The organism is Inhella proteolytica (assembly GCF_016093275.1).
GTDB classification, from domain to species: domain Bacteria; phylum Pseudomonadota; class Gammaproteobacteria; order Burkholderiales; family Burkholderiaceae_C; genus Inhella; species Inhella proteolytica.
This window is the reverse complement of record NZ_JAEDAK010000002.1, coordinates 275,911-298,893: the sequence shown is the minus strand read 5'-3', so window position 1 is coordinate 298,893 and position 22,983 is coordinate 275,911. Positions and strand designations below refer to the sequence as shown.

Genomic DNA, 22,983 nt, shown 5'->3' with positions numbered 1-22,983 from the left:
TTCCTTCCAGGCATACGGCGGCAAGCTTGAACCTGCGCCGGCGCGGCTTTTTACCAAAGGGCCACGCTGCGTTGCGCCACGCTTTTGAGGGATGCCCCTAGCCCTTCAAGGTTCGCTCAGGCCGCCGCCAGCCGCGGCTTCAACCAGCGCCAGCCCCGCCAGCCCAGCACCAGCGCGAACAGCACGCTGTAGAAGAAGGGATCGCCGAAGTTGTTCTTGCCCGCCCGCATCCACCAGAAATGCAGGCAGACTGTGAACGGGATCAGGTAGACCAGCCGGTGCAGCGCCTGCCAGCGCTTGCCGCCGAGCAAGCGCACGGCGGCGTTGAACGAGGTGGCGGCCAGCGGCAGCAGCAGCGCGAAGCTGAGCATGCCGACGAGGATGAAGGGGCGCTTGGCGATGTCGCGGGCGATTTCTCCAAGGTCCAGCCCCATGTCCAGCCAGGCATAGGCGAGCAGGTGCAGACTGGCGTAGCCGAAGGTCCAGACGCCCAGCAGACGCCGGAAGCGCAAGAGCGCGGGCAGCTGGAACTTCTGGCGCAGCGGGGTGATGGCGAGCGTCAGCAGCAGGCCCTTGAGGGCCCAGTCACCCAGGCCGCGGATCAGCGCCTCGGCCGGGTTGGCGCCCAGCTGGTTCGTGGCGCCGGCATAGACCAGCCACGCCAGCGGCAGCGCGCACAGCAGGTGCGCGAGGGGCTTGGCGGCGCGGTGCGTCAGGGCCTTCAGAACCACCGGCGTAAGTCCATGCCGGTGTAGAGCTGTCCCACCTGTTCGGCGTAGCCGTTGAACATCAGCGTGGGGCGGCGTTTGGCGAACAGACCGTCCTCGCCGATGCGGCGCTCGCTGGCCTGGCTCCAGCGCGGGTGGTCCACCTGCGGGTTCACATTGCTGAAGAAGCCGTACTCACGCGGCGCGGCGGCGTTCCAGCTCGTCATCGGCATCTTGTCGGTCAGGCGGATGCGCACCAGGCTCTTGGCCGACTTGAAGCCGTACTTCCAGGGCACCACCAGGCGCAGCGGCGCGCCGTTCTGCTTGGGCAACACCTCGCCGTACATGCCAAAGCTCAGGAGCGTGAGCGGGTGCAGGGCTTCGTCCAGGCGCAAGCCCTCGCGGTAGGGCCAGTCCAGCACGTTGGCCGAGAGCCCGGGCATCTGCGCCTTGTCGGCCAGGGTCACGAATTCGACGTACTTGGCCTTGCCGGTGGGCTCCACCTTCTTCAGCAGTTCGGCGAGCGAGTAGCCGATCCACGGAATCACCATGCTCCAGCCCTCGACGCAGCGCAGCCGGTAGATGCGCTCCTCCATGGGGGCGAGCTTGAGCAGCTCTTCCAGACCGAAGGTCTGCGGCTTCAGGCATTCGCCATCCACCTGCACCGTCCAGGGCTGGGTGCGCAGGCGCTGGGCCTGGCGAGCCGGCTCGTCCTTGTCCAGGCCGAACTCGTAGTAGTTGTTGTAGTTGGTGGCGTCGCGGTACTCGGTGGGCTTGTCCATCACCAGGGCGCCGGGCAGCGCGCTGCGCGTGGCCGCCAGGGGCGCGCCCCTGGCCTGGGCGGCGCGGCCACTCAGCGTGGCCGGCAGGGCCAGGGCGCTGAGCAGCAGGCGGCGCTGCTCGAACAGCGCGCGCGGGGTGATCTCAGAGGCGGGGACTTTCATGCGCGGACTCCTGATGGGCCACATGCGTCGCATCTGGGGCGGCACTCCTTACAACGGCCCAACTGCTGGGGCAGCGCACGTTGGTGCGCAGCTTGTTGTACTCGGGGGTCTCGCGCAGCTTTTTCAGACCGCGGTTGAAGTCGGCGCGCAACTGCTCACTGCGCGCCTTGTCCTTCGGGAAGATGACATGGGTGCTGAACAGATCGGTCATCGGCCGCGGATGGGCAGCGAGTTGGCCGGCGGCAGCGTCGTCGAAGTGCTGCACCAGCAGGTCGCAGGCCACATTGCGCTCCAGCGGCAGCACGTCGATGCGGCCGGCCTGCAGCATCTTCAGCCCGGCCAGATCGTTCGGAACCGAGGAGCTGATGAGCCGCCCGGCGCGCGCTGCGGCCCATAGTTCGGGCGTGTAGGTGTAGTCGCGCGTCATGCCGATGACATAGGGGTACAGGTCTTCGATCGTGCCCCAGTCGAACTTCATGGCCCTACGGTGCAGGAAGACCCATTGCTCGGTCAGCAGGTTGTCGCTGAGCAGGAACTTGGCCTTGCGCTCATCCGATGCACCCCAATGCGCCGAGGCGTCCCATTGGCCGCGCTCGGTTTCCAGCTGCGCGCGCGACCAGGGCAGGAAGGTGAACTGCACCTGATGCCCGCCCAGTTCGAATGCGCGGCGCACGATGCTCAGCGCGATGCCATGGTCCGCGCGGCCGGCCGTCGCGTAGGGTGGGAACTCGCCGGTGGCGATGCGCAGCGCCTCGGCCGCGCAGCCTCCGAACCAGCAGGCACTGAGGAGCAGCGCGGCCCACTTCTTCATCAAAGTTCCCCGTAGCTATGCAATCCGCTCAGGAACATGTTGACGCCCAGGAAGGCAAAGGTGGTGATCAGCAGACCCACCAGCGCCCACCAGGCCGCCATGGAGCCGCGCAGGCCCTTGATGAGGCGCATGTGCAGCCAGGCGGCGTAGTTCAGCCAGACGATCAGCGCCCAGGTCTCCTTCGGGTCCCAGCTCCAGTAACCGCCCCAGGCCTCGGCGGCCCAGAAGGCGCCCAGGATGGTGGCGATGGTGAAGAAGGCAAAGCCCAGCGCGATGGCGCGGTACATCAGCTCGTCCAGCTGGGGCAGGGCGGGCAGGCGCTCGGTGACGCGCGCGCGCAGCGCCACGCACAAGGCCAGGAAGACGCCCACGCTGCCGAACTTGCGTGCCCAGGCGATCAGGCCGGCCGCAGTGCCCTCGGCGAAGCCGCCGAACAGCGCGAAGTTCAAGAGCACCGCCACCAGGCCCAGCGGCAGGGCCACCAGGCCCAGCCACAGCGAGCGGGTTGCGGCGGTCTTCAGCAGATAGGCCAGCGCCACCATGGCGGCCAGCGCAAAGCAGCCGTAGCCGACGAAATTGGCCGGAACGTGGATCTTCATCCACCAGCTCTGCAGGGCAGGCACCAGCGGCTGAATCTCATGCGCGCCGCGCGAGGCCGAGTACCAGAGCAGGAAGCCCACCGCGGCCGAGACCACCAGCATCACCCAGGCGCCCAGTGCGCGGGTGCCGAAACGGTCTTCGAAATATAGATGGAAGAGCGTGGTCATCCAGGCGAACAGCACGAACACTTCGTACAGATTGCTGACCGGGATGTGACCGATGTCGGGCGCGATCTGGTGGCTTTCGAACCAGCGCACCAGGGTGCCGATCAGGGCCATCGTGACGGCCGCCCAGGCCAGTTTGGTGCCGCCGCTCTCCAGCATCGCCGCCTGGCCACGCCAGGCCAGCGCGGCCCAGTAGAAGGTGGTGGAGAGAAAGACCAGGAAGGCCATCCACAGAATGGCGCTCTGGCTGGCCAGCGCGTACTTCATCAGGAAGAGCTGCTCGCCGGCTTGCAGATCGGCGCCGAAGCCATCGGTCTGGCGGCTGTACAGCGCCAGCGCCAGCAGCGTGGCCGCTCCCACCACCACGGTGAGGGTGCGCAGCGGCTTCCAGAACCAGCCCAAGGCGATCAAGGCCGGCGCACTGCACAGCAGGATGCCCTGCTCGTAGCCGTCCATCGAGCCCGAGTAGCGCCAGAAGGCCAGGGCCAGGCCGGTCAGCGTCAGGGCGGCGAAGGCCCAGTCGGCCAGCGAGCGCTGCCAAGGTGAAGTCCTGGTAGGCAGGGGCAGGGCAGTGGTGTTCATGGCTGGATCAGGGTCTTGAGTTGCTCGAATTCACGCTCGGTGTCGCTGCCCTGGCGCTGGCTGGAGTAGGCCATCAGCACCTGCGTACCGCTGCCGGCTGCGCCCGGCGCCAGCCAGAGCCAGAGCCGGCGTTCACGGATGTAGAGCATGGCGAAGACGCCCAGCATCAGCAACACGGCACCCAAATAGACCAGCTTCTGACCAGGGGCACGCGTGACCTGGAACACCGAGGCCTGGCGCTGCTCGAAGCCCTGCAGCGTGAACAGGTGCTGGGCGGGGTAGAAGACGGAATCGGAAAGCGAGAGCAGCGCTTGGGTCAGGAAGGCCTGGCGCGGCTCGGAAGTAGGCGGGACGCTGACCTGGACGGCCTGGCGCACGGTCTCGTCCAGCTGCGACAGCGCGCCCGAGAGCACGCGCAGCAGCACGGCCGACACGCGTTCGCGCTCGGGCGCGGGCACGGTTTTCTCGATGTAGTGAGAGAGCGCCGGCAGGCCGCCGGGCGGCCCGTCGTCCATCTTCTCGGCGCCGGCCAGCAGGGCCAGGGCCTTGTCGGCCGAGGCGGACAGCTGGCCGCGCAGCTCGGGCTTGTCGGTGGCGGCCTGGGCATAGGCCTGTGCGGCCATGCTGCGCAGCACCGGGTCGTGCAGGGCGCGGCGCAGGCGCAGCCAGCCCTCCAGGCTGTCGTTCTCGTCGGCCGGGATGCGCAGGTAGCGGAACTCGGCATTGCTGCTCTCGCGCATGCCCATCAGGTAGACGCGCTGGCCATCCAGCTCCACCGGCTGCATGTAGTTGTGGAACTCGCGCGCCTGGCCGGCGGCATCGCGCAGGCGATAGGTGATGGCCGGGCCGATGTTGCGCAGGGTCTTCTTGCTCGGGTCCTTGGCGGCCGAACCGCCACCGAAGGCATGCTTGGTCGGCGCGCTGGCGGCCTCGGCCGCGCCCCTGACCTGGCCGAAGTCCTCGACGTTGATGACCCGGAGCTCGGCCACTTCCAGCGTGGTCTGGAAGCTTGGCAGGGGCAGCTTGCCGCCCACCTGGCCGTCGATCTCCAGCGCGCGGCCGCCCGCCAGCGGTTCGGCGCGCAGGGTCACCTTGGAGCCGCCATCCTCGAAGCTGCTCTGGTAGATCGCCATGCCCTTGTGGATCAGGGGCTTGTTCACCTCGACGCGCGCCGTGCGTTCGCCGTCGGCGTCGCGCAGCAGCACCTCGCTGGCAAAAAGCTTGGGCATGCCGGTGTCGTAGTACTCGACGATGAACTTCTTCAGCTCCAGCTCGAAGGGCAGCTCCTGCAGCGCGATGCCGCCGGGCAGGCTGAGCACCGCGGTGTTGGAGCGCTGCCCCTCGGGCACGAACAGGTTGGCACGGAAGCTGGGGTTGCGGGTGTCCAGGCGGTAGGGCTCGGGGTTCGTGACATTGCCGGAGCCCGTGAACAACTGCTTGCCCTGCAGCTTCAGCGCCAGGCGCACGATCAGGTCGCCATCCAGCAGCCCACCTAGGCAGACCAGCACGATGGCACCGTGCGCCGCCAGGTAGCCGAGCTTGTGCACCTTGCCCTTGCGCGAGGCCAGCAGGCGCCCGCTCTCGCGCTCCTGCTCCTTCAGCTGCCAGCCTTGCGCGGCCAGGCGTTCGGCCAGGGTCTGGCGGGCGGCCAGCGCATCCTGGGGCCATTCGGCCACGGCGTGGTGGTGGTAGGCGCTGAGCGACTGCTCGCGCACGCGCAGCTTGGCGTCCTTCCAGTCGTGCAGGATCTTGGGCGTCTGGCGGGCGATGCACAGGCTGGTGGAGATCACCAAAAAGGCCAGGATCACCAGGAACCAGGGCGCGCTGTAGACCGTGAACAGGTCCAGGCGGCCGAACAGCTCGGCCCAGAAGGGCCCGAACTCGTTGATGTAGTTGTTCAGGGGTTCGCGCTGCTTGAGCACCGTGCCGATCACGGAGGCAATGCAGATCAGGGTCAGCAGCGCGATGGCAAAGCGCATCGACGCCAGCAGCTCGAACAGCTCGCGGCGGGTCTGGGACGAAAACATGGCGGGCCGGATTGTCCCGGGGGTGGGAGGCTTTGCCTTAAGCGGAAACAAAAAAGGCCAGCGCGGGGCTGGCCTTTTTCAGGGGACGGGGCGTGGATCAGCGCAGGCCGGCGATGTAGTCGCTCACGGCCTTGATCTCGGCGTCGTTCATCTTGGCGGCAATGGCGCTCATCTGCACGTTCACCCGGGAGCCGGCGCGGAAGGCGTTCAGCTGGGCCTCGGTGTAGTCGGCATGCTGGCCGCCCACGCGCGGGTACTGCACCGGCAGGCCGGCACCGTTCGGGCTGTGGCAGCCGGCGCAGGCCGGCACGCCCTTGGCCGCAATGCCGCCGCGGTAGATCTGCTGACCCAGGGCCACGCTGTCCTTGTTCTTGGCGAAGCCAGGCTTGGCCGTCTTGCTGCCGTAGAAGGCCGCGACGTTGCGCATGTCGTCTTCGCTCAGCGTGCCGGCGAAGCCCGCCATGATGGCGTTCTTGCGCTTGCCGCTCTTGAAGTCGGCCAGCTGCTTGGCCAGGTATTCGGGGTGCTGGCCGGCCAGGATGGGGTTGGCCGGGCTGCCGCGCGAACCGTCGGCCGTGTGGCAGGCGGCACAGACCTGCGACGAGATGGCCTGTCCCTTGGCCAGATCGGGCTTGGCGGCGGGCTGCGGCGCATTGGCGTGGGCGCTGGCGGCGATCAGGGTCAGGGCGAGGAGGCGCAGCGGCGTCTTCATGGTGGGCGGGCGCTTTCTTGGCTTTTGAGCGTCTTGCAAGACGGCCGCGCCCAGGGCAAACAGGGGGCGGGCCGGGAAAAAGGCCGCGAATCTTACAATGCCGCCCCTCATGACCGAGCCCACCCCCACCCCGACCGTTCCGGTCACCGACCGCGAGGTGCTCGGCTGGGCCCACACCGCGCGCTTCTTCACCACCGCGGCGCAGCTGCACCAGCTGCCCGAGACCGGCCTGCCCGAGGTTGCCTTCGTTGGCCGCTCGAATGCTGGCAAGAGCACTGCCATCAACACCCTGGCCCAGCACCGCCGTCTGGCCTTCGCCTCCAAGACGCCGGGCCGCACCCAGCACATCAACCTGTTCCACGTCGGCCCCAAGGACGCACCCAACCAGCTCTGGGCCGACCTGCCCGGCTACGGCTACGCGGCTGTGAACCGCGACGCCAAGGCGCGCTGGCAGAAGGTGATGGCCGACTACTTGGTGGAGCGCGGTCCGCTGGTGGGTGTGGTGCAGATGGTCGACAGCCGCCATGGCCTGACCGACCTGGACCGCCAGCTGATCGACTTCATGGCCGAGCGCATCTACGCCGGCGAGGTGCGTCTGCTGGTGCTGCTGACCAAGGCTGACAAGCTGACCCAGAAGGAGCGGGCCAAGATCCTGGCCGACACCCAGGAGCAACTGGCCGCCTATGCCCTGACCGAGGAAGTCGACATCGGCGTGGCGCTGTTTTCGGCACTGAAGAACATCGGCGTGGCCGATGCTGCGCATTGCCTGCACGAGTGGGCGCAGCTGCAGCCGCCGCCGGCTGCAACGAATGAAACCGAGGGCGAAGGCGCTGACATCTAGCTGAAACAGGGGGCCGTCACAGTGCAGTCATCGTCAGGAGACTGCCATGCAACACCCTCTGTACCGCAGTGAAGCCTTCGCCGAAGACCTGCTGGACGAGCTGCCCAGCGCCCCGCGCCGCGAACTGCCGCACTGGCTGTTGCCGGTGACGGTGCTGCTGCTGGGTCTGGCGATCGGTTGGATGCGCTAATTTCCGTTGAAACATTTGCAACATGGCCCGGTGGCGCTGATACCGGGCTGATACGGCGCACGGGCAGCATGGGCACACCGCTCAGAGCCCGTCCGCCATGTCCATCGCACCGCCTCTCTATCATTCCACGCAGGAGGAATCCCGCGTGAATCAAGCTGCCCCCTTGCGTGTGCTGGTTGTGGATGACGAGTCGGAGCTGCGCAGCCTGCTGGCCGAGTACTTCGGCCGCCATGGGCTGGACGTGCGCCAGGCTGCAGATGCCGCGCAGGCGCGCAGCCTGATCGAAACCACCGTCCCGGACCTGGCCGTGCTGGACGTCAACATGCCCGGCGAGAACGGCCTGTCGCTGGCGCGCTGGCTGCGCAGCACCCATCCACGCGTCGGCATCGTCATGCTGACGACGGTCAGCGAGTCGATCGACCGCGTCGTCGGCCTGGAGCTGGGCGCGGACGACTACATCCCCAAACCCTTTGAGCTGCGCGAGCTGCTGGCACGCGTGCGCGCGGTGGCGCGCCGCCTGCAGCCGGCTGACAGCGCGCCCGCGAACGCCACCGCCCCGGCGCCCAGCCAGCGCGTGCGCTTTGGCGCCTGCAGCCTCGATCTGGAAACGCGCCAGCTGCTGGGCGCCGATGGCGCCGAGATCGACATCACCGCCGCCGAATTCGACCTGCTGGCCCTGTTCGCCCGCCACCCCAACCGGCCGCTGAACCGCGACCAGATCATGGAGCAGGCGCACAACCGCGGCTGGGAGGTGTTCGACCGCTCGATCGACCTGCGCGTGATGCGCCTGCGCCGCAAGATCGAGCGCAACCCCGATCGCCCCGAGGTCATCAAGACCGTGCGCAACGTCGGCTATGTGTTCGTGCCTGCGCCCGAGGGCATGTGAACCTGGAGCTGGACGCCGAGCTGCTGCGCGCGCTGCTGGAGGACGTGCCGGCGCGCGTGGTGGTGTTCGATCGCGAGCAGCGCTACCGCTATGCCAACCGAGCCACGCTGGAGTTCCTGGGCCTGGGCGCCGAGCAGCTGATCGGGCGCACCGTCAGCGAGATCCGCGGCGAGGGTGTGGCCGAGCGCAACCGGTCCGTGTTCGACCAGGTCTTCGAGGGCGCGACCCTGCACTGGGAGGGCTGGGCCGATTACGCCGGCGTCGGCCTGCGCTACACCGAGGAGTCGCTGCGGCCCTACCCGGCGCAGGCGCGGCCGGTGCAATGGGTGCTGGGCTTTGCGCGCGATCTCACCGAGGTCAAGAATCAGGCGCGCGAGGCGCAGGAACAGTTGGAGGCCGCGCTGCGTGCCGAGGTGATCAAGACCTCGATCGTCGATCACGCACTGGCGGCGCTGGTGACGAGTGACGCCGAGGGCCGCATCGTCGAGTTCAACCCCGCCGCCGAGGCCATGTTCCAGCGCCAGCGTGACGAGGTGCTGGGTCGCACGGTGGCCGAGATCATGGTACCGCCCGAATTCCGCGCGGCCCATAACGAAGGCATGCGCCGGGTCGGGCAGGGCGGGGCGCCGCGCATCATGGGCAAGCGCCTGGAGATGCAGGCGTTGCGCGCCGATGGCGAGCGCTTCCCGATCGAGATGGCGCTGTGGCGCATCGAGGTCAAGGGGCAGACTCATTACACGGCCTCGATCATCGACGTGAGTGAGCGCGTGCGTGCGCAGGCGCTGATCGAACGCCAGCGCGAGGCCCTGCGCCAGAGCGAGAAGCTGGGGGCCATGGGCAGCCTGCTGGCCGGCGTGGCGCATGAGCTGAACAACCCGCTGGCCATCGTCATGGGCCGCGCCAGCCTGCTGGAGGAAAAGGCCCAGGGCAGTGCGCTGGCGGACGACGCGCTGCGCATCCGCGAGGCCGCCGAGCGCTGTGGCCGCATCGTGCGCACCTTCCTGAACATGGCGCGCAGCCGCCCGGGCGAGCGGACTGCGGTGGGCCTGAACGAGCTGGTGCGGGCTGCACTGGATCTGCTGCAGTACGGCTTGCGCAGCCACGGCATCCTGCTCGATGTGCAGCTCGACCCGGCGCTGCCTGCGGTGCATGCCGATGCCGACCAGCTGGGCCAGGTGGTGCTGAACCTGATCGTCAACGCCCAGCAGGCGCTGGCGCAGGTTGAGCCGCCGCGCCGGCTGGGCATCAGCAGCGGCGTCGAGCAGCCCCGGTCGGGCCGGGAGGCGCGCGTCTGGCTGCGCGTGCAGGACAGCGGCCCGGGCGTCCCGGTCGAGCTGCGCGAAACCATCTTCGAGCCCTTCTTCACCACCAAGCCCGAGGGCATGGGCACCGGTCTGGGCCTGGCGGTCTCGCGCTCCCTGGTGCGCGAGCATGGCGGCGAGCTGCAGCTGGAGCCGCCGCGGCCCGGCCAGGGCGCCTGTTTCCGCATCAGCCTGCCCATCAGCGGGCAGGGCGAGGCGCCGGCCGAGCTGCCACCCGCGCCCGCCGACGCACCGGCCCAGGCGCGACTGCTCGTGGTGGACGACGAGGCCGAGATCGCCGACCTGCTGCGTACCCTGCTGGAGGGGGCCGGCTACGAGGTGGCCTGCGCCGAAACCGGTGAGGTGGCTCTGGAGCTGCTGCAGATGGCGCGCTTTGACGCGGTGATCTCGGACCTGCGCATGCCCGGCCTGGACGGGGCCGCGCTATGGCGGGAGCTGAAGGCGGGCCATCCGCAGCTGCTGCGCCGTCTGCTCTTCGTCACCGGCGACACCCTCAGCCCCGGCGCCAGCAGCTTCCTGGACGAGACTGGCTGCCCGCATCTGGACAAGCCCTTTGCCAAGGCTGAGCTCCTGGCGGCGGTGGAGCGGCTGCTGAAATGAACCACCCCCGGAGCGCCTTTGGCGCCTCCCCCTCAAGGGGGCGCCACCAGCGGCCCGGCGTAGCCGGTTCCGCGGTGGCACTTGATCCCGTGCGCCTGCTTGCAGTTGGTTGCAGTTTGTGAACAACTGAAACCGGCTGACCCGCGAGTTGAAACGCCTGGTTGACACCGGCGGCCCACACTTCGGGCTGTTCCCTGCCGTCGGAGTTCACCATGTCGCCCTTCCAGTTCCAGCTCGTGCGCCTGACCTGGGCCCAGATGCAACCGCGTGCCGGTCAGTGGGCACCGCGTCTGCGTGAGCAGCTGGAGCTGCCGGCTGAGCTGGCTCTGGTGGGCCGCATCGACGCGCTGATTCATGGGCTGGGCCGGCCCGAGCCGGATGCCCGTGCCTGGCCGGCCGCGCTGGATCTGGACCGGCTCGGCCAAGCCCTGATGCCGGAACTGGAGCAGGCCCTCGGCCCGGGCTTCAGCCCCGCGGTGCGCGAGGCCTGGGCGGCGCTGTGGCAGGCGCTGCGCCAGCCGCAGCCGGCCTGAATCAGGGCCGGCCGAGGAAGAGATAGAGGCTGGTGGCGCCGTCGCCCGCGCGCCCCAGCGCCAGATAGAGCGGCCCGATGCCGGTGTCCGCGCCCAGATAGGCCGAGGCGCCCCAGCGCAGGCCCCGCAGGCTCAAGTCCCGCGGCGCCAGCCAGGTGTTGCCGGCTTCCAGCGATCCCCCCAGAAACCAGCCACGCGTCAGCACCGGCGCTTCTGGCAAACGCCGGTACCAGCCGGCGCGCAGCAGCAGCAGTGCATTGCCGCTGAGCTGCTCGCTGCGCAGGCCCGAGAGCTGCAGAAAGCCCCCCAGCGCATAGGGCCCACCGGGAATGCCCGGCACCGGCTCGGTGCGAGCCAGGCGGGCATGCAGGTTCAGCGTGTCGGGGCCCCAGCTGCGTGCCTGCGTGGCCTCCAGCTCCAGGCGGTGGGCGCGTTCGTCCACGCCGGTCTGGTGACCCAGCACGCCGCTCATCACCAGGCGCCAGCCCTCGCGCGGGAAGTTGGCCTCGTCCAGCTGATCGACCCGTGCCTGCGCCCGCACGCCGTACAGATGCTGCAACTGGCGCAGGGCCGGGGCGGGCGCGCTCAGCTCGCCCAGCAGGCGTGTCCAGCGAGTGGCCTCCTGCCAGGGGCCGATGCGCAGCTCGCCCATGCGCCCAAAGGGCTTGCCCAGGTCCACGCCGGTGGCAAAGGCGCGCCGGCGCAGCTGCGCGTATTCGGTGCCCTGCTCGTCGAACAGCCGCACGCGGCGCAGCAGCAGCTCCCCCCAGGCGGAGCCGAACCAGTCGCTGCCGGTGCCAGCTTGGCTGGAGAGGGGCTGGTACCACTCGCTGAACAGCCGCGGCGAGCGGCCAATCGCCAGCTGGTTGCGCCATTCCGCACCCAGCCGGTTGAGCCAATGGCGGTTGTGCGTCAGCCGCAGGTTGAAGCTGCCCAGGCCTTCGGAATCGGTGGCCAGGTCCAGCCCGATCTTGAAGTAATGCGGCCCCCAGGGCTTGTCTTCCAGATCGAACACCAGGGTGTCGCCGGCCGGGCCGGGTTCGAGCCGGAAGTCGACGCGCGCGTAGTCGCCACTGGCCGCCAGCAGGCGGGTGTCGCGCACGGCCTTGGCGGCGTCGAAGGCGGCGCCGGCCTGGCTGGCCAGCACCGGCAGCCAGCGCTCGGGGCGGGTGATCTCGCTGCCCTCGAAGCGCAGGGCGGCCAGGCGCGGGCTGGGGGGCTCGCTGCGGCTGCGCGCTTGGCGCCAGCGCGCGTAGTCGGCCGGGCTCAGCGCGAGCGGGCGCAGCTCGGCCAGCAGGGCCTCGGTGCTGGCCTCGCCAATCCGGATGAATTCGGCCGCGCGCTCGAAGTCCGCCGAGCTTAGCTCGCCCAGGCCAGGGCTGATGAGCACGTCCTCGTCCCAGAGCGTGGCCAGGCTGCGCTTGACGTTCTGCTCGGTGAGGATGTTGATCATCTGAGTCGTCAGGCCCAGCAGGCTGCCGAGCGCAGCGCGGCCCGACAGCGGCGTGCCGACGTTGACGGCGATCACCCGCTGCGCGCCCATGCGCCGCACCACGTCAACGGGCAGGTTGTTGACGAGGCCGCCGTCACCCAGCAGACGGTCCTCGCGCTCGATCGGCGCGAACACGCCGGGCACGCTCATCGAGGCGCGCAGGGCCAGGGCGAGGTCGCCCTCGTCCATCACCAGGGCCTCGCCGGTCTCCATGTCGGTGGCCACCGCGCGAAAGGGCGTGGGCAGGCGGTCGAAGTGGGTGTGCTCGCGCACCGGCAGCGTCAGCCGGCGCAACAGCACCTCGAGGCCGCGGCTGGAGACCGTGCCTTGCGGGGCGCGCAGCTCGCCGTTGCGGGCGCCCAACTCCACAGCATCGGAAAACGCGAAGTCCTCTTCCTTGCGGCGCAGCGACAGGTGCTGGCGGTCGACGCGGCTGGCAAACACCTGCGCCCAGTCCAGCTGCAGCAGCTCGCGTTCCAGACTGGCGGCATCCATGCCGCTGGCATAGAGGCCGCCGATGATGGCGCCCATCGAGGTGCCGGCGATCAGGTCCACCGGAATGCGCTCGCGCTCCAGCACCTTGAGCACGCCGATGTGCGTGAGTCCGCGCGCACCGCCGCCCGAGAGCACCAGGCCGATGCGCTGGCGTTCGACCGCGCCGGGCGCTTCGGCCGCACCTGCCCCGGCCGCGAACAGCAGCAGGGCGATCCCCCACACCCGCATCACGGGTCGAGGTTCTGCATCAGCGTGGCAACCGCGCGCTCCAGCAGGCCTTCCTGCTCCAAGTACATCACCAGACCCTTGGCGTAGAGCTGCTCCAGCGCCCCCGCGGTGAGCGAGTGGCGCTCGTCGGCATCCTGGCCGACAAAGGCGAAGAACTGCCGGCCTTCGCTGATCCAGACCAGCTGGGTGGTCAGCCAATGGCTCTGCACGAACATGTGGAACCAGCCGCCGACCGCCAGCTGGCGCATCCAAACCTCGATGGACTGGCGCGCCTGTTCGTCGGGTACGCCTGTGAGGGGCAGAGGCTGGGTCGGCAACTCGGCGCGATTGACCTCCGCATGCGCCCACACCGACGAGTACTGGCTCTCGCGTTCGTCCAGCAGGCGTCGCACCTCGCTGTCCTGCGCACCGCCGGCGGGCTGAATGGGCGGCGCGGCGGCGCGGCGAGGCTCGGCGGCCACCCCGCGCAGCGCGCGCGCATGCTGGCCGGCCAGCCCATTGAGGATGGCCTCGCGCTTGCTGTCCGACAGCGCGATGCTGTTCAGCCCATGCGAGATGCGCGCGATCAGCGCCGGCAGGCGCTGGCGCAGGCGCTCGCGTTCCTCATCGGTGCGCACCGGCTGCAGGCTGTCCACCAGGTCGTCGACGACCTGGATCAGCGACATCACGGCCGGTGACTCATGCCCGTCCAGCACCATGGCCTGCACGATCACTTCGATCCAGATGCCGAGCAGGAACTCGCGTACCGAGGGGCTGATGCGCGCGCCGTGCAGCTGGGCATCGAGCTGCTCGCGCAACATGTTCGTCCACTCGTGGCGCTGGCGTTCGCGCTCCAGGGCCGCCAGGGCCACGGTGGAGGGCGTGCTGCGCTCGCGCGCCTGGCGGGCGATGAAGGCGTCGATCAGGCGCTGCAGGTTCTCGAACTGCTGACGCCCGAGCACCGGCGCGGCCAGCAGCATCTCCGTCTGATCGTCGAGAAACTGCAGGAAGTCGCGCAGGCGCTTGTCGGTGGCGTCGGTGAAGGCGGCGCCGTAGGCCGCCACGGCATTGATCAGGCGCCAGGTCGGGTGGTCCTGCTGGCGAAGCAGCTGCGGGTCTTGCTGGGCCAGGCGCGCCACCACCACCTGCAGGCGCGCCAGCTGGGCCTTGACCGGCGGCAGCAGCTTGGGGTCGGCCAGCATCTGCTCGTAGATGCGCTTGAGCAGGTCGCCACCCGCCGGTTTGGGGGCATCCAGTGCCGCGCTGCGCGATTCGATGGCATCGACGCGGGCGCGCAGCTGGTCCAGTCCGCCGGGCACGCTGCTGTAGGGGCGGCGCTCGCCGCGGCTGACATCCTGGGTACTCACCAGCGGCGTGAGGTTGTTGCGCTGCAGTTCCTGCGCGAGCGCCTGGTAGACCGGCACCAGTGCGCCGGCCAAGGAGGGGGCCACCGCCTGCATCAGCGCGTAATGGCCATCGGCGCGCAGATCGGGGCCGGCCAGGGCGTCGGCCAGCGCACGTGCGAACAGGGCCGGGCGCAAGAGATTGGGTTCGCGCGCCGGCCGCGCATCCTTGCGCGCCAGGCCGGCGAAGAAGTTGTTGAGCTGGAACAGCTCGGTGCGGCTGGCCTCATTGGCCAGTTCCACCACATGGGCCACACCCACATCACGCAGCGCCTGGTGCTCGTCCACCAGGGCCAGCTCGTTCATGCCGACATGACGCTTTGGCGCCAGCGGGTCCACGCCTTGACGGGCCTGCGCGAGCAGCGGGCGCAGGCTGGTCTCGAACTCGAACTGGAAACGCGAACGGCGGCGGTTCCAGGCCTCCTGCAGCCCGAGGTGCTTGAGCTTGATGGCCTGCTGGATCGACTCCTGCAGATTGCGACCCAACTCGGGCAATTTCGCCAGAACGATGTCGACCAGCGGGCCTAGCAGCGGATGCGGGTTCATGCGCTGCATTATGAAAAGCAAAAAGGGCTTCGCCCTAAGGCGAAGCCCTTCCACACAGGCAGGATTGCCGCAGTGCGTACCCCGAGAAGTACGCGTGCGGGTCTTACATGTCCATGCCGCCCATGCCGCCCATGCCGCCACCCGGCATGGCCGGAGCAGCGTCTTCCTTCGGCGCTTCGGCGACCATGGCTTCGGTCGTCAGCATCAGCGAGGCCACCGAGGCGGCGTTCTGCAGCGCGGTGCGGGTCACCTTGGTCGGATCCAGGATGCCCATCTCGATCATGTCGCCGTAGGTGTCGTTGGCGGCATTGAAGCCGTAGTTGCCCGAGCCGTTCAGCACGGCGTTGACGACCACGCTCGGCTCGCCACCGGCGTTGAAGACGATCTCGCGCAGCGGCGCTTCGATGGCCTTGAGGACCAGCTTGATGCCGGCGTCTTGGTCGGCGTTGGCGCCCTTGATTTCGCCAGCAGCCTGACGGGCACGCAGCAGGGCCACGCCGCCGCCGGCGACGATGCCTTCCTCAACGGCGGCACGGGTGGCGTGCAGCGCGTCTTCCACGCGGGCCTTCTTCTCCTTCATCTCGACTTCGGTGGCGGCACCGACCTTGATGACGGCCACGCCGCCAGCCAGCTTGGCCACGCGCTCTTGCAGCTTCTCGCGGTCGTAGTCGCTGGTGGCTTCTTCGATCTGGATGCGGATCTGCTTGACGCGGGCTTCGATGTCGGCCGCGGCACCGGCGCCATCGATGATGGTGGTGTTTTCCTTGGCGACTTCGATGCGCTTGGCCTGGCCCAGGTCGGCCAGGGTGACCTTCTCCAGCGTCAGGCCGACTTCTTCGGCGATGACCTTGCCACCGGTCAGGATGGCGATGTCTTCCAGCATGGCCTTGCGGCGGTCGCCAAAGCCCGGGGCCTTGACGGCGACGACCTTCAGGATGCCGCGGATGGTGTTGACCACCAGGGTGGCCAGCGCCTCACCGTCCACCTCTTCGGCGACGATCAGCAGCGGACGGCCAGCCTTGGCGACGGCTTCCAGCGTCGGCAGCAGGTCACGGATGTTGCTGATCTTCTTGTCGTGCAGCAGAACGAAGGGGTTGTCCAGCAGGGCGACTTGCTTTTCCGGCTGGTTGATGAAGTAGGGCGACAGGTAGCCGCGGTCGAACTGCATGCCTTCGACGACATCCAGCTCGTTGTTCAGGCTCTTGCCGTCTTCGACGGTGATGACGCCTTCCTTGCCAACCTTGTCCATCGCGTCGGCAATGATCTGGCCGATCGACTCGTCGCTGTTGGCCGAGATCGAACCGACCTGGGCGATTTCCTTGCTGGTGGTGGTGGCCTTGGAGGCATTCTTCAGCTCGGCGACCAGGGCAGTGACCGCCTTGTCGATGCCGCGCTTCAGGTCCATCGGGTTCATGCCGGCGGCCACGTACTTCATGCCTTCGCGCACGATGGCCTGGGCCAGCACGGTGGCGGTGGTGGTGCCGTCACCAGCGTTGTCGCTGGTCTTGGAAGCGACTTCCTTGACCATCTGGGCGCCCATGTTCTGGAGCTTGTCCTTCAGCTCGATTTCCTTGGCCACGGACACACCGTCCTTGGTCACGGTGGGGGCGCCGAACGAGCGCTCCAGCACCACATTGCGGCCCTTGGGGCCCAGCGTGACCTTGACCGCATTGGCCAGGATGTTCACGCCTTCAACCATGCGAGCGCGGGCTTCGCCGCCGAAAATGACGTCTTTTGCTGCCATGTGTCTATCTCCGAATTCAGTTCAGTGAGGCGGGTGCCGGATTACTTTTCAACGACCGCGAACAGGTCGTCTTCCTTCATCACCAGCAGCTCTTCGCCATCAACTTTGACAGTCTGGCCGCTGTACTTGCCGAACAGCACGCGGTCGCCGACCTTGATGTTCAGGGCAACGAAATCACCCTTGTCATTGCGCTTGCCCGGGCCGACGGCCAGCACCTCGCCCTGGTCGGGCTTCTCGGCGGCGTTGTCGGGGATCACGATGCCCGAGGCGGTCTTGGTTTCGTTTTCCAGGCGCTTCACGATCACGCGATCGTGCAGGGGACGCAGCTTCATGGGTTCTCCTTGCAGAAAAAACGGAGCGGCGCGAGGTGGGGACCAGGGCCGCCGAACTGTTAGCACTCAACGGTTGCGAGTGCTAGTAGACGCAAGTATAGGGGCGCCTCTCCAGGCTTCAAGGGGGCTGAAACAAAACCGCCGGCGCAAGGCCGGCGGTTGGATGGGGGGGAACGCGGATCAGCTGGTGAACCCCAGCGGCCCGCGCCGGCCGCTGCCGGCCGCCGGCAGGTCGGCCAGTTGCACCTCGCCTCGGCCAGCCAGCTTGGCGTTGCCGAAGCCCGTCATCCAGGCGCGTCGCATCTCGCGCGGCGGCACGGCGGCCAGCGCATCCAGTACGGCCTCCAGCGGTTCCTCGCCAAACTGCCGGCCCCATTCGTGTGCGCCGCGGATGCTGCGGTACAGGCGCCGGGCAATGCCGCGCGCCGCCTCGAAGTCTGGCGCTTCGATCTCGTACACATTGCAGCGATTCAAGATGGGCTCGGGGATGGCGCGGGCGTCGTTGGCGGTGGCCACCCAGATCAGCTGGCTGGCGTCCAGCGCCACTTCGGCGAACTCGTCGGTGAAGGCCCGGGCGGTGTCGTGCTCCAGCAGGCTGTAGAGCGCGCCCAGCGGGTCGTAGCTGGCTTCGGCGGCGGCCTTGTCGATCTCATCCACCACCATCACCGGGTTGGCGTACTGGCCGTCCACCAGGGCCTCGAAGACCTTGCCGGGCTTCGCGCCCTTCCATTGGCTTGAGGCGCCGCCGATCAGCCAGCCCGCCGTGAGCGAGCTCATGGAGACAAAGCCCATGCCGGTGCCCAGCAGCTCCGCGAGCTGGCGGGCGAAGTGGGTCTTGCCCACGCCGGGCGGGCCGAGCAGCAGCAAGGGCGTGATCTCCAGCGCGTCGCCGCTGTCGGCACACAGCGCAATCTGGCGCCGCACATCGTCCAGCACGTCGTGAAAGTTCGGCAACTCCTCGTAGAGCTCAGCCATCACCGGCAGGCCGCTGGGCTTGACCTGGAAGCGCTGCGCGCCTTTGGACAGCATGCGCTCGTAGGTGGCCTTCAGCGGCGCGTGTTCCTGGGCGATGAGCTTGTCCAGCTTGGTCTGGACCTCCTCGCAGTCGTAGACAGTACGCATCTGCGCCAGCGGGATGCGCGGGTGGGGGCAGGGCACACAGGCCAGGGCGGTACGGCTCATCAGCGCCTCCGGAATTCAGCGGACGCCTTCTTTTACGGACACAGAGCCGATTTGTGAAGGCGGAGCAGCCCGCAGCGGGTCCATCCGGCGCGACAGATGCACGCCCAGGCCGGGTTCAGCGCGCCGCCATGCCCAACACCGCTTCAGGCACGCTGCGGCTCAAGGCGTCCAACTCAGACAAGTCGTCCAGCCGGGCGCGGTCGGCTTCCGTCAGCGTCTCTTCATCGGCGCCCAGCAGGGCGATGGGGGCCAGCAGCTCCGCCCATTCCGGGTCCTGGAACCGCGCCGCCCAGGCCTGAGCGTCGAGGTCGACCGCCAGCATGAAGCCGGCGCACCAGTCCAACGCGTCCACCCACTCGCCCTCATCGTCCTCCGCCACGCTCAGGATGGGCTCCCAGGCCTGGGGGTTCTGGTGCAGTTCGTGGTCGAGCGCGCGCAGGTGGCGCAGCACGGCCAGCACCAGGCGCTTGCGTTGCTTACCGCTGGCAAAGGGGTCGGCTTCTGCGCTCTCGCTGCCCCAGATCAGCGGCAGCCAGTCCGCACCGGGGCGCTCGGCCAGGGGCCGCGGGCTCAGCAGCAGGCCGCACAAATAGCCGTCCAGAGCCTCGATGTTCAGGGCGCCGTCTCCGGGCAGATCGGCCAGCTGGTCATCCAGGGCGGACAGCTCGTCGTCAGAGAGCGGATCGAGCGGCGATTCGGGTTGGTACTGAGGAAGCTGCATGGTGGAAGACGCAAACGGGGAAAGCCGGATCTTCGCCGGCCCCGCCCTCTGTTGGAACTCAGCAACGTTGCCCGGCGCCACGAGAGGCCGCCGTCACAATGCGCGCCAACCCCATTCCACCCGCAGGAGACCCTTGTGAAGAAATCGGCTTTCGCCCTTTGCACCCTGGCCGCAGCCATGGCCCCGGTTTGGGCCCAGTCCAGCGTCACGATCTACGGCATCCTGGATGCTGGCGTCAGCCGCACCACCGGCCTGCTGGGCGGTGACAAGACCCATGTCATCAGCGGCATCATGGACGGTTCGCGCCTGGGCATCCGGGTGAATGAAGACATCGGCGGCGGCTGGCGCGCCCTGGCGGTGCTGGAAAACCGCCTGGAAGTCGACACCGGCTCGAACAGCAACGTGCCGCCTTCCGGCCAGCAAGTGCCTGATCGCTGGTCCAAGCGCGAAATCATCTTCAGCCCGGTGAGCTTCACCCTGCCGGCGCAGATCCCCGCTCCGGTGGCGGCCCAGTTGATCGGTGGCGCCACCGGCGGCCTGAACGGCGCGCTGCAAAGCGCCCTGGGCACCCTGGGTGGCCGCTTGGCCGCTTCGGCCTTTGGCGTGAACCTCGGCAACGCGCGCTTCTGGGACCGTCAGGCCTTCGTTGGTCTGGTCACCCCCGCTGGCGCCATCATGGCCGGCCGCCAGTACACCCCGGCCTATGAGATCAACGCCACCTTCGATCCGCTGAACACCCAGTCCAGCCTGGCCGCCGGCCAAGTGGCCGCCGTGCCCGCGGTGATCGACATCCGCCAGAGCAACTCGGTGCAGTACCGCATCCAGACCGGTGGCCTGACGGCCAACTTCATGGCCGCCGCCGGCGAGGGCTCCAGCTCGCAAGGCAGCTTCTACGGCGGCATGGCGCAGTACAAGACCGGCCCCTTCGCCATCGGCCTGGGCTACAACACCAAGAAGAACGAGCTGGGCCAGCGTTCGCTGCGCACCCAGACCCTCGGTCTGTCGATGGACGTCGGCCCGGGCAAGCTGAGCTTCCTGTACAACGATGTCAGCGACCCGAACCCCTCCGGCCTGTCGGCTCTGCTGGGCGGTCTGGGGGATGCGCTGAACGGCCAGATCATTCCGGGCCTGCGTGCCCAGATCAACGCCGCCTCGAACGCGGCGGTGCCCAACTCCAACCTGGGCACCGTGCTGGCCGCGCAGATCAACACCAGCGCCTTGGTCGAGCAGTACAAGCAGGCCTTCGTGATGGACGGTCAGGCCATGAGCATTGGCTACAAGCTGATGACCGGCCCGCACACCGTCTACGTGGCATTCAACCGCTTCGACGACAAGACCCGCTTCAACGCGGACACCGACTCGTACGGCGCGGTCTACACCTACTCGCTGTCCAAGCGCACCGACTTCAACGTCGTGATGACCCACTTCAACAACAAGGGCTTGGGTCAGGCTGCGCCGGGTCAGGCCGGTTTCCTGGGCGGTTTCACCGCCAAGGCGGGCGAGGACTCGAACAACTTCGCCGTGGGCATGCGTCACCGCTTCTGAGCGGCTGCGCTCCCAGCCAAGGCGCCCTGCGGGGCGCCTTTTTCTTGGCCGACTCAGGCCTGGCGGGCGTAGAGCTGGGTGATCCGGTCCAGCAACTGCAGCATGCGCTCGCTGGTGCTGAAGACCTCCTCCAGCGCACGGCTGCGCTCGCTGGTGCCCTGCAGGGCGGCGGCGAAGAACACGAACTGCTGGTCCACGCGCTCCAGCTCGGCCAGGGCGGCGGGCGGGCTGCCCGGGTCGGCCTTGAGCCGGGCCTGGGCAGCCAGGAATTCGGCCTGGGCCTGGCGCAGGCTGCCGGGCTCGACGGGCAGTTGCCAGGCCTGCGCGAGGTAGAGCATGGCCAGGCGCTGGCTGAGCATGCGCTGGCGGCCGGCCAGGTTGACGAGCCGGCCCGCGGGCTTGCCGGACAGCTCCTCCAGCTGCTCGGTGCCACGCTGTGCGGCCTGCAGCAGCTGCTGGGTGGAGGCCAGCAGGGCCTCGGCGCGCGGCCGGCTGGGTGCATTGCCCACCAGCAGCAGCTTGTGGCGGCTCCATTGCTGGTCCATGTCGGCAAAGGTGTCGCGCGTGGGTGTGCTGGGCGCAAAGGCGCGCAACTCCACCAGCTGGCGGTCAAACAGGGCCATCGATTCGGCCAGCACCGGCTCAGCCTGCTCGCGTTTGACGCCCTGCCCCAGGGCCAGATAGGCCTTTGCGCAGCGTTGGCTCAGCATGCGCTGGCGCCCGGCCTTGTTGATCGCCTCATTGAGGTTGTGGACCTGCGTGCGCCCCGCGAGCGGGGCGAGCCCGAGCAGCGCCAGCATGGGGCGCCTGGCCAAGTTCAGCTTCATGACCATCCCTGTCTTCTTTGGATGGCGTCAGTCTAGGAAGCGGTGGTCTTCCGAAGCCTTGAACCAGGACAAGCCGCCCCGCAAGGGCAATCGCTAACGCTGGCTGCGTGCCTTGCGGCCGTCGAAGGCGGCGAGCTGGGTTTTCAGCAGGGCCATCAACACGCGGGCATTGGCCTCGCTCATCGTCAGCACGCTGGCCGGATCGACGTCGTCTTCATCCGGCCGCCGGGGGCTGACGAGGGCGTCGACGCGAAAGCTCACGCTGCCGTGGCTGGAATTGCTGGCGGACTTGAATTTCTGGACTTCGATCTGGTGCGTCTTCATGGCCATGGTCGGCACCTCGCTTACTTCACAAAACTCTGCAACTGGATGATGGGCTGCAACACCGAGAGCACGATCACCATCACCACCGCACCCATCACCACGATCAGCAAGGGCTCCAGCAGCGTGGCCAGGGCCAGCGCGCGGCGCTGGACCTCGTTGCCGAGCTGACGGCCGGCGCGGCTCAGCATCTCGGGCAGCTTGCCGGTCTGTTCGCCCAGGCGGGCGAACATGGCCAGCAGGCCGGGGAAGCGCTTCTTGCCGGCCAGGGCGGCACCCAGCGGCGCGCCTTCGCGTACCTGCACCAGGGCGTCGAGCGCATCGGCCCGCATGGCGCGGTTGGACAGCGTTTCGGCCGCGGCCTGCAGGGCCTTGAGGATGGGTACGCCGGCGCCCGCCAGCATGCCCAGGGTGGCGGCAAAGCGCGCGCCGTTGTAGCCGCGCGAAAGTCGGCCCAGCAGGGGCAGGTTCAGCCAGGCGGCATCGAAGCGCTGGCGGAAGGCTTCGCCACGCAGCGCCAGGGCCAGCGCGAAGCCGCCGCCGGTCAGCGCCAGCAGCAACACCCAACCCCAGCTGCGCACGAAGGCGCTCAAGGCCAGCATGAAGACGGTCAGGGCCGGCAAGGCCTTCTTGGTGGTGGTGAAGGCCTGCGCCACCTGCGGCACCACGTAGGTGACCAGAAAGGTGACGATGACGATGGCGATGACGCTGACGATGGCCGGATAGGCCATCGCCCCCACCAGCTTGGCGCGCAGGGCCTGGCGCTCCTCCAGGTCGTCGGCCAGGGATTCGAGCACCGCGCCCAGGGCTCCGCTCGATTCACCGGCCGCCACCACGCCGCGGTAGACCTCGTCGAACTCCCGCGGTGCCTGGCTCAGCGCATGGGCGAAGGAGGCGCCGGCGTTCACCTCGGCCTTGAGCTGGGCGATCAGCTCACGCTGGCGTGGGTGCTCGCCTTCATCCGCCAGGGCGGTGAGCGCGCGCTCCAGCGGCAGGCCGCTGCCCACCAGACCGGCGAGCTGGCGCGTCCACACGGCCAGGCTGCTGCTGGAGAACACCTTGCCCTTGAGCGTCCAACGGCCCTCCTGACCACTCTGCTGCGCCACCTGCTCGACGGCCAGCGGGGTGAGCTTCTGCTCGCGCAGCTGGGCGCGTGCGGCGCGCGCGTTGTCGGCCTCGATCAGGCCGTTCTGCGTCTTGCCGGCGGCGTTCAGGGCTTCGTACTTGAAGGCAGGCATCGTGAATCAGG

21 protein-coding genes are annotated in these 22,983 nt (G+C 68.5%); 6 read left to right on the top strand and 15 right to left on the bottom strand.

Going from position 1 to position 22,983, the window contains the following annotated elements:
- Positions 1 to 116: 116 nt before the first annotated feature.
- The 6 genes from msrQ to I7X39_RS03970 form a co-directional block, all read right to left on the bottom strand.
- On the bottom strand, positions 117 to 731 hold the full coding sequence (gene msrQ / locus I7X39_RS03995; RefSeq protein WP_198109672.1) for a protein-methionine-sulfoxide reductase heme-binding subunit MsrQ: 615 nt from the start codon (positions 729 to 731) through the stop codon (positions 117 to 119).
- On the bottom strand, positions 722 to 1,651 hold the full coding sequence (msrP, locus tag I7X39_RS03990) for a protein-methionine-sulfoxide reductase catalytic subunit MsrP (protein ID WP_232351692.1): 930 nt from the start codon (positions 1,649 to 1,651) through the stop codon (positions 722 to 724). The genes msrQ and msrP overlap by 10 nt, the downstream gene beginning before the upstream one ends.
- Entirely contained in the window at positions 1,632 to 2,462 is an 831-nt protein-coding gene (locus I7X39_RS03985) for a substrate-binding periplasmic protein (protein WP_198109670.1), read from the bottom strand. The genes msrP and I7X39_RS03985 overlap by 20 nt, the downstream gene beginning before the upstream one ends.
- Complete coding sequence (gene ccsB / locus I7X39_RS03980) at positions 2,462 to 3,808, bottom strand: c-type cytochrome biogenesis protein CcsB (protein ID WP_198109669.1); 1,347 nt, start codon at positions 3,806 to 3,808, stop codon at positions 2,462 to 2,464. The genes I7X39_RS03985 and ccsB overlap by 1 nt, the downstream gene beginning before the upstream one ends.
- Positions 3,805 to 5,835: a cytochrome c biogenesis protein ResB gene (locus I7X39_RS03975; RefSeq protein ID WP_232351691.1), complete on the bottom strand. Its 2,031-nt coding sequence runs from the start codon at positions 5,833 to 5,835 to the stop codon at positions 3,805 to 3,807. Before I7X39_RS03975 ends, ccsB begins: the two co-directional genes overlap by 4 nt.
- A 97-nt stretch (positions 5,836 to 5,932) precedes the next feature.
- Entirely contained in the window at positions 5,933 to 6,547 is a 615-nt protein-coding gene (locus I7X39_RS03970) for a c-type cytochrome (RefSeq protein WP_198109668.1), read from the bottom strand.
- Positions 6,548 to 6,656: 109 nt separating this feature from the next.
- On the opposite strand from I7X39_RS03970, the gene yihA reads away from it, so the two are divergent.
- The 5 genes from yihA (at position 6,657) to I7X39_RS03945 (ending at position 10,919) form a co-directional block, all read left to right on the top strand.
- Positions 6,657 to 7,388, top strand: a complete 732-nt coding sequence (gene yihA / locus I7X39_RS03965; protein ID WP_198109667.1) for a ribosome biogenesis GTP-binding protein YihA/YsxC — start codon at positions 6,657 to 6,659, stop codon at positions 7,386 to 7,388.
- Between the two features lie 46 nt (positions 7,389 to 7,434).
- Positions 7,435 to 7,578 carry a hypothetical protein gene (locus I7X39_RS03960; RefSeq protein ID WP_198109666.1) on the top strand — a complete coding sequence of 48 codons (144 nt, stop codon included), beginning with the start codon at positions 7,435 to 7,437 and terminating at the stop codon, positions 7,576 to 7,578.
- Between the two features lie 145 nt (positions 7,579 to 7,723).
- Positions 7,724 to 8,464, top strand: a complete 741-nt coding sequence (locus I7X39_RS03955) for a response regulator (RefSeq protein ID WP_310739846.1) — start codon at positions 7,724 to 7,726, stop codon at positions 8,462 to 8,464.
- Entirely contained in the window at positions 8,461 to 10,386 is a 1,926-nt protein-coding gene (locus I7X39_RS03950) for a hybrid sensor histidine kinase/response regulator (protein WP_198109664.1), read from the top strand. Before I7X39_RS03955 ends, I7X39_RS03950 begins: the two co-directional genes overlap by 4 nt.
- A 212-nt stretch (positions 10,387 to 10,598) precedes the next feature.
- Positions 10,599 to 10,919: a globin family protein gene (locus I7X39_RS03945; RefSeq protein WP_198109663.1), complete on the top strand. Its 321-nt coding sequence runs from the start codon at positions 10,599 to 10,601 to the stop codon at positions 10,917 to 10,919.
- Between the two features lies 1 nt (position 10,920).
- Here I7X39_RS03945 and I7X39_RS03940 read toward each other — a convergent pair whose 3' ends face one another.
- The 6 genes from I7X39_RS03940 to I7X39_RS03915 all read right to left on the bottom strand — a co-directional run bounded on the left by I7X39_RS03940 (position 10,921) and on the right by I7X39_RS03915 (position 19,041).
- Positions 10,921 to 13,134: a patatin-like phospholipase family protein gene (locus I7X39_RS03940; protein ID WP_198109662.1), complete on the bottom strand. Its 2,214-nt coding sequence runs from the start codon at positions 13,132 to 13,134 to the stop codon at positions 10,921 to 10,923.
- Positions 13,134 to 14,879 (bottom strand): DUF1631 family protein, encoded by a 1,746-nt coding sequence (locus tag I7X39_RS03935; RefSeq protein ID WP_375140739.1) that lies wholly within the window; start codon positions 14,877 to 14,879, stop codon positions 13,134 to 13,136. Before I7X39_RS03935 ends, I7X39_RS03940 begins: the two co-directional genes overlap by 1 nt.
- A 286-nt stretch (positions 14,880 to 15,165) precedes the next feature.
- Entirely contained in the window at positions 15,166 to 16,806 is a 1,641-nt protein-coding gene (groL, locus tag I7X39_RS03930) for a chaperonin GroEL (protein ID WP_198109660.1), read from the bottom strand.
- 41 nt (positions 16,807 to 16,847) lie between these two features.
- Positions 16,848 to 17,138, bottom strand: a complete 291-nt coding sequence (gene groES / locus I7X39_RS03925) for a co-chaperone GroES (protein WP_128197167.1) — start codon at positions 17,136 to 17,138, stop codon at positions 16,848 to 16,850.
- A 180-nt stretch (positions 17,139 to 17,318) separates the two neighbouring features.
- On the bottom strand, positions 17,319 to 18,320 hold the full coding sequence (locus I7X39_RS03920) for an AAA family ATPase (protein ID WP_198109659.1): 1,002 nt from the start codon (positions 18,318 to 18,320) through the stop codon (positions 17,319 to 17,321).
- A 115-nt stretch (positions 18,321 to 18,435) separates the two neighbouring features.
- The gene (locus tag I7X39_RS03915; RefSeq protein WP_198109658.1) at positions 18,436 to 19,041 is read right to left on the bottom strand and encodes a UPF0149 family protein; all 606 of its coding nucleotides are present in this window, start codon (positions 19,039 to 19,041) and stop codon (positions 18,436 to 18,438) included.
- A 135-nt stretch (positions 19,042 to 19,176) separates the two neighbouring features.
- Between I7X39_RS03915 and I7X39_RS03910 the strand changes: the two genes are divergently transcribed.
- Positions 19,177 to 20,586, top strand: a complete 1,410-nt coding sequence (locus I7X39_RS03910) for a porin (RefSeq protein WP_310739845.1) — start codon at positions 19,177 to 19,179, stop codon at positions 20,584 to 20,586.
- 53 nt (positions 20,587 to 20,639) lie between these two features.
- On the opposite strand, the gene I7X39_RS03905 is transcribed toward I7X39_RS03910, so the two are convergent.
- The 3 genes from I7X39_RS03905 to gspF all read right to left on the bottom strand — a co-directional run bounded on the left by I7X39_RS03905 (position 20,640) and on the right by gspF (position 22,972).
- Positions 20,640 to 21,413 carry a type IV pili methyl-accepting chemotaxis transducer N-terminal domain-containing protein gene (locus I7X39_RS03905; RefSeq protein ID WP_198109656.1) on the bottom strand — a complete coding sequence of 258 codons (774 nt, stop codon included), beginning with the start codon at positions 21,411 to 21,413 and terminating at the stop codon, positions 20,640 to 20,642.
- Between the two features lie 93 nt (positions 21,414 to 21,506).
- Positions 21,507 to 21,743 carry a hypothetical protein gene (locus tag I7X39_RS03900; RefSeq protein ID WP_198109655.1) on the bottom strand — a complete coding sequence of 79 codons (237 nt, stop codon included), beginning with the start codon at positions 21,741 to 21,743 and terminating at the stop codon, positions 21,507 to 21,509.
- 14 nt (positions 21,744 to 21,757) lie between these two features.
- Entirely contained in the window at positions 21,758 to 22,972 is a 1,215-nt protein-coding gene (gspF, locus tag I7X39_RS03895; protein WP_198109654.1) for a type II secretion system inner membrane protein GspF, read from the bottom strand.
- Between the last annotated feature and the right edge of the window lie 11 nt (positions 22,973 to 22,983).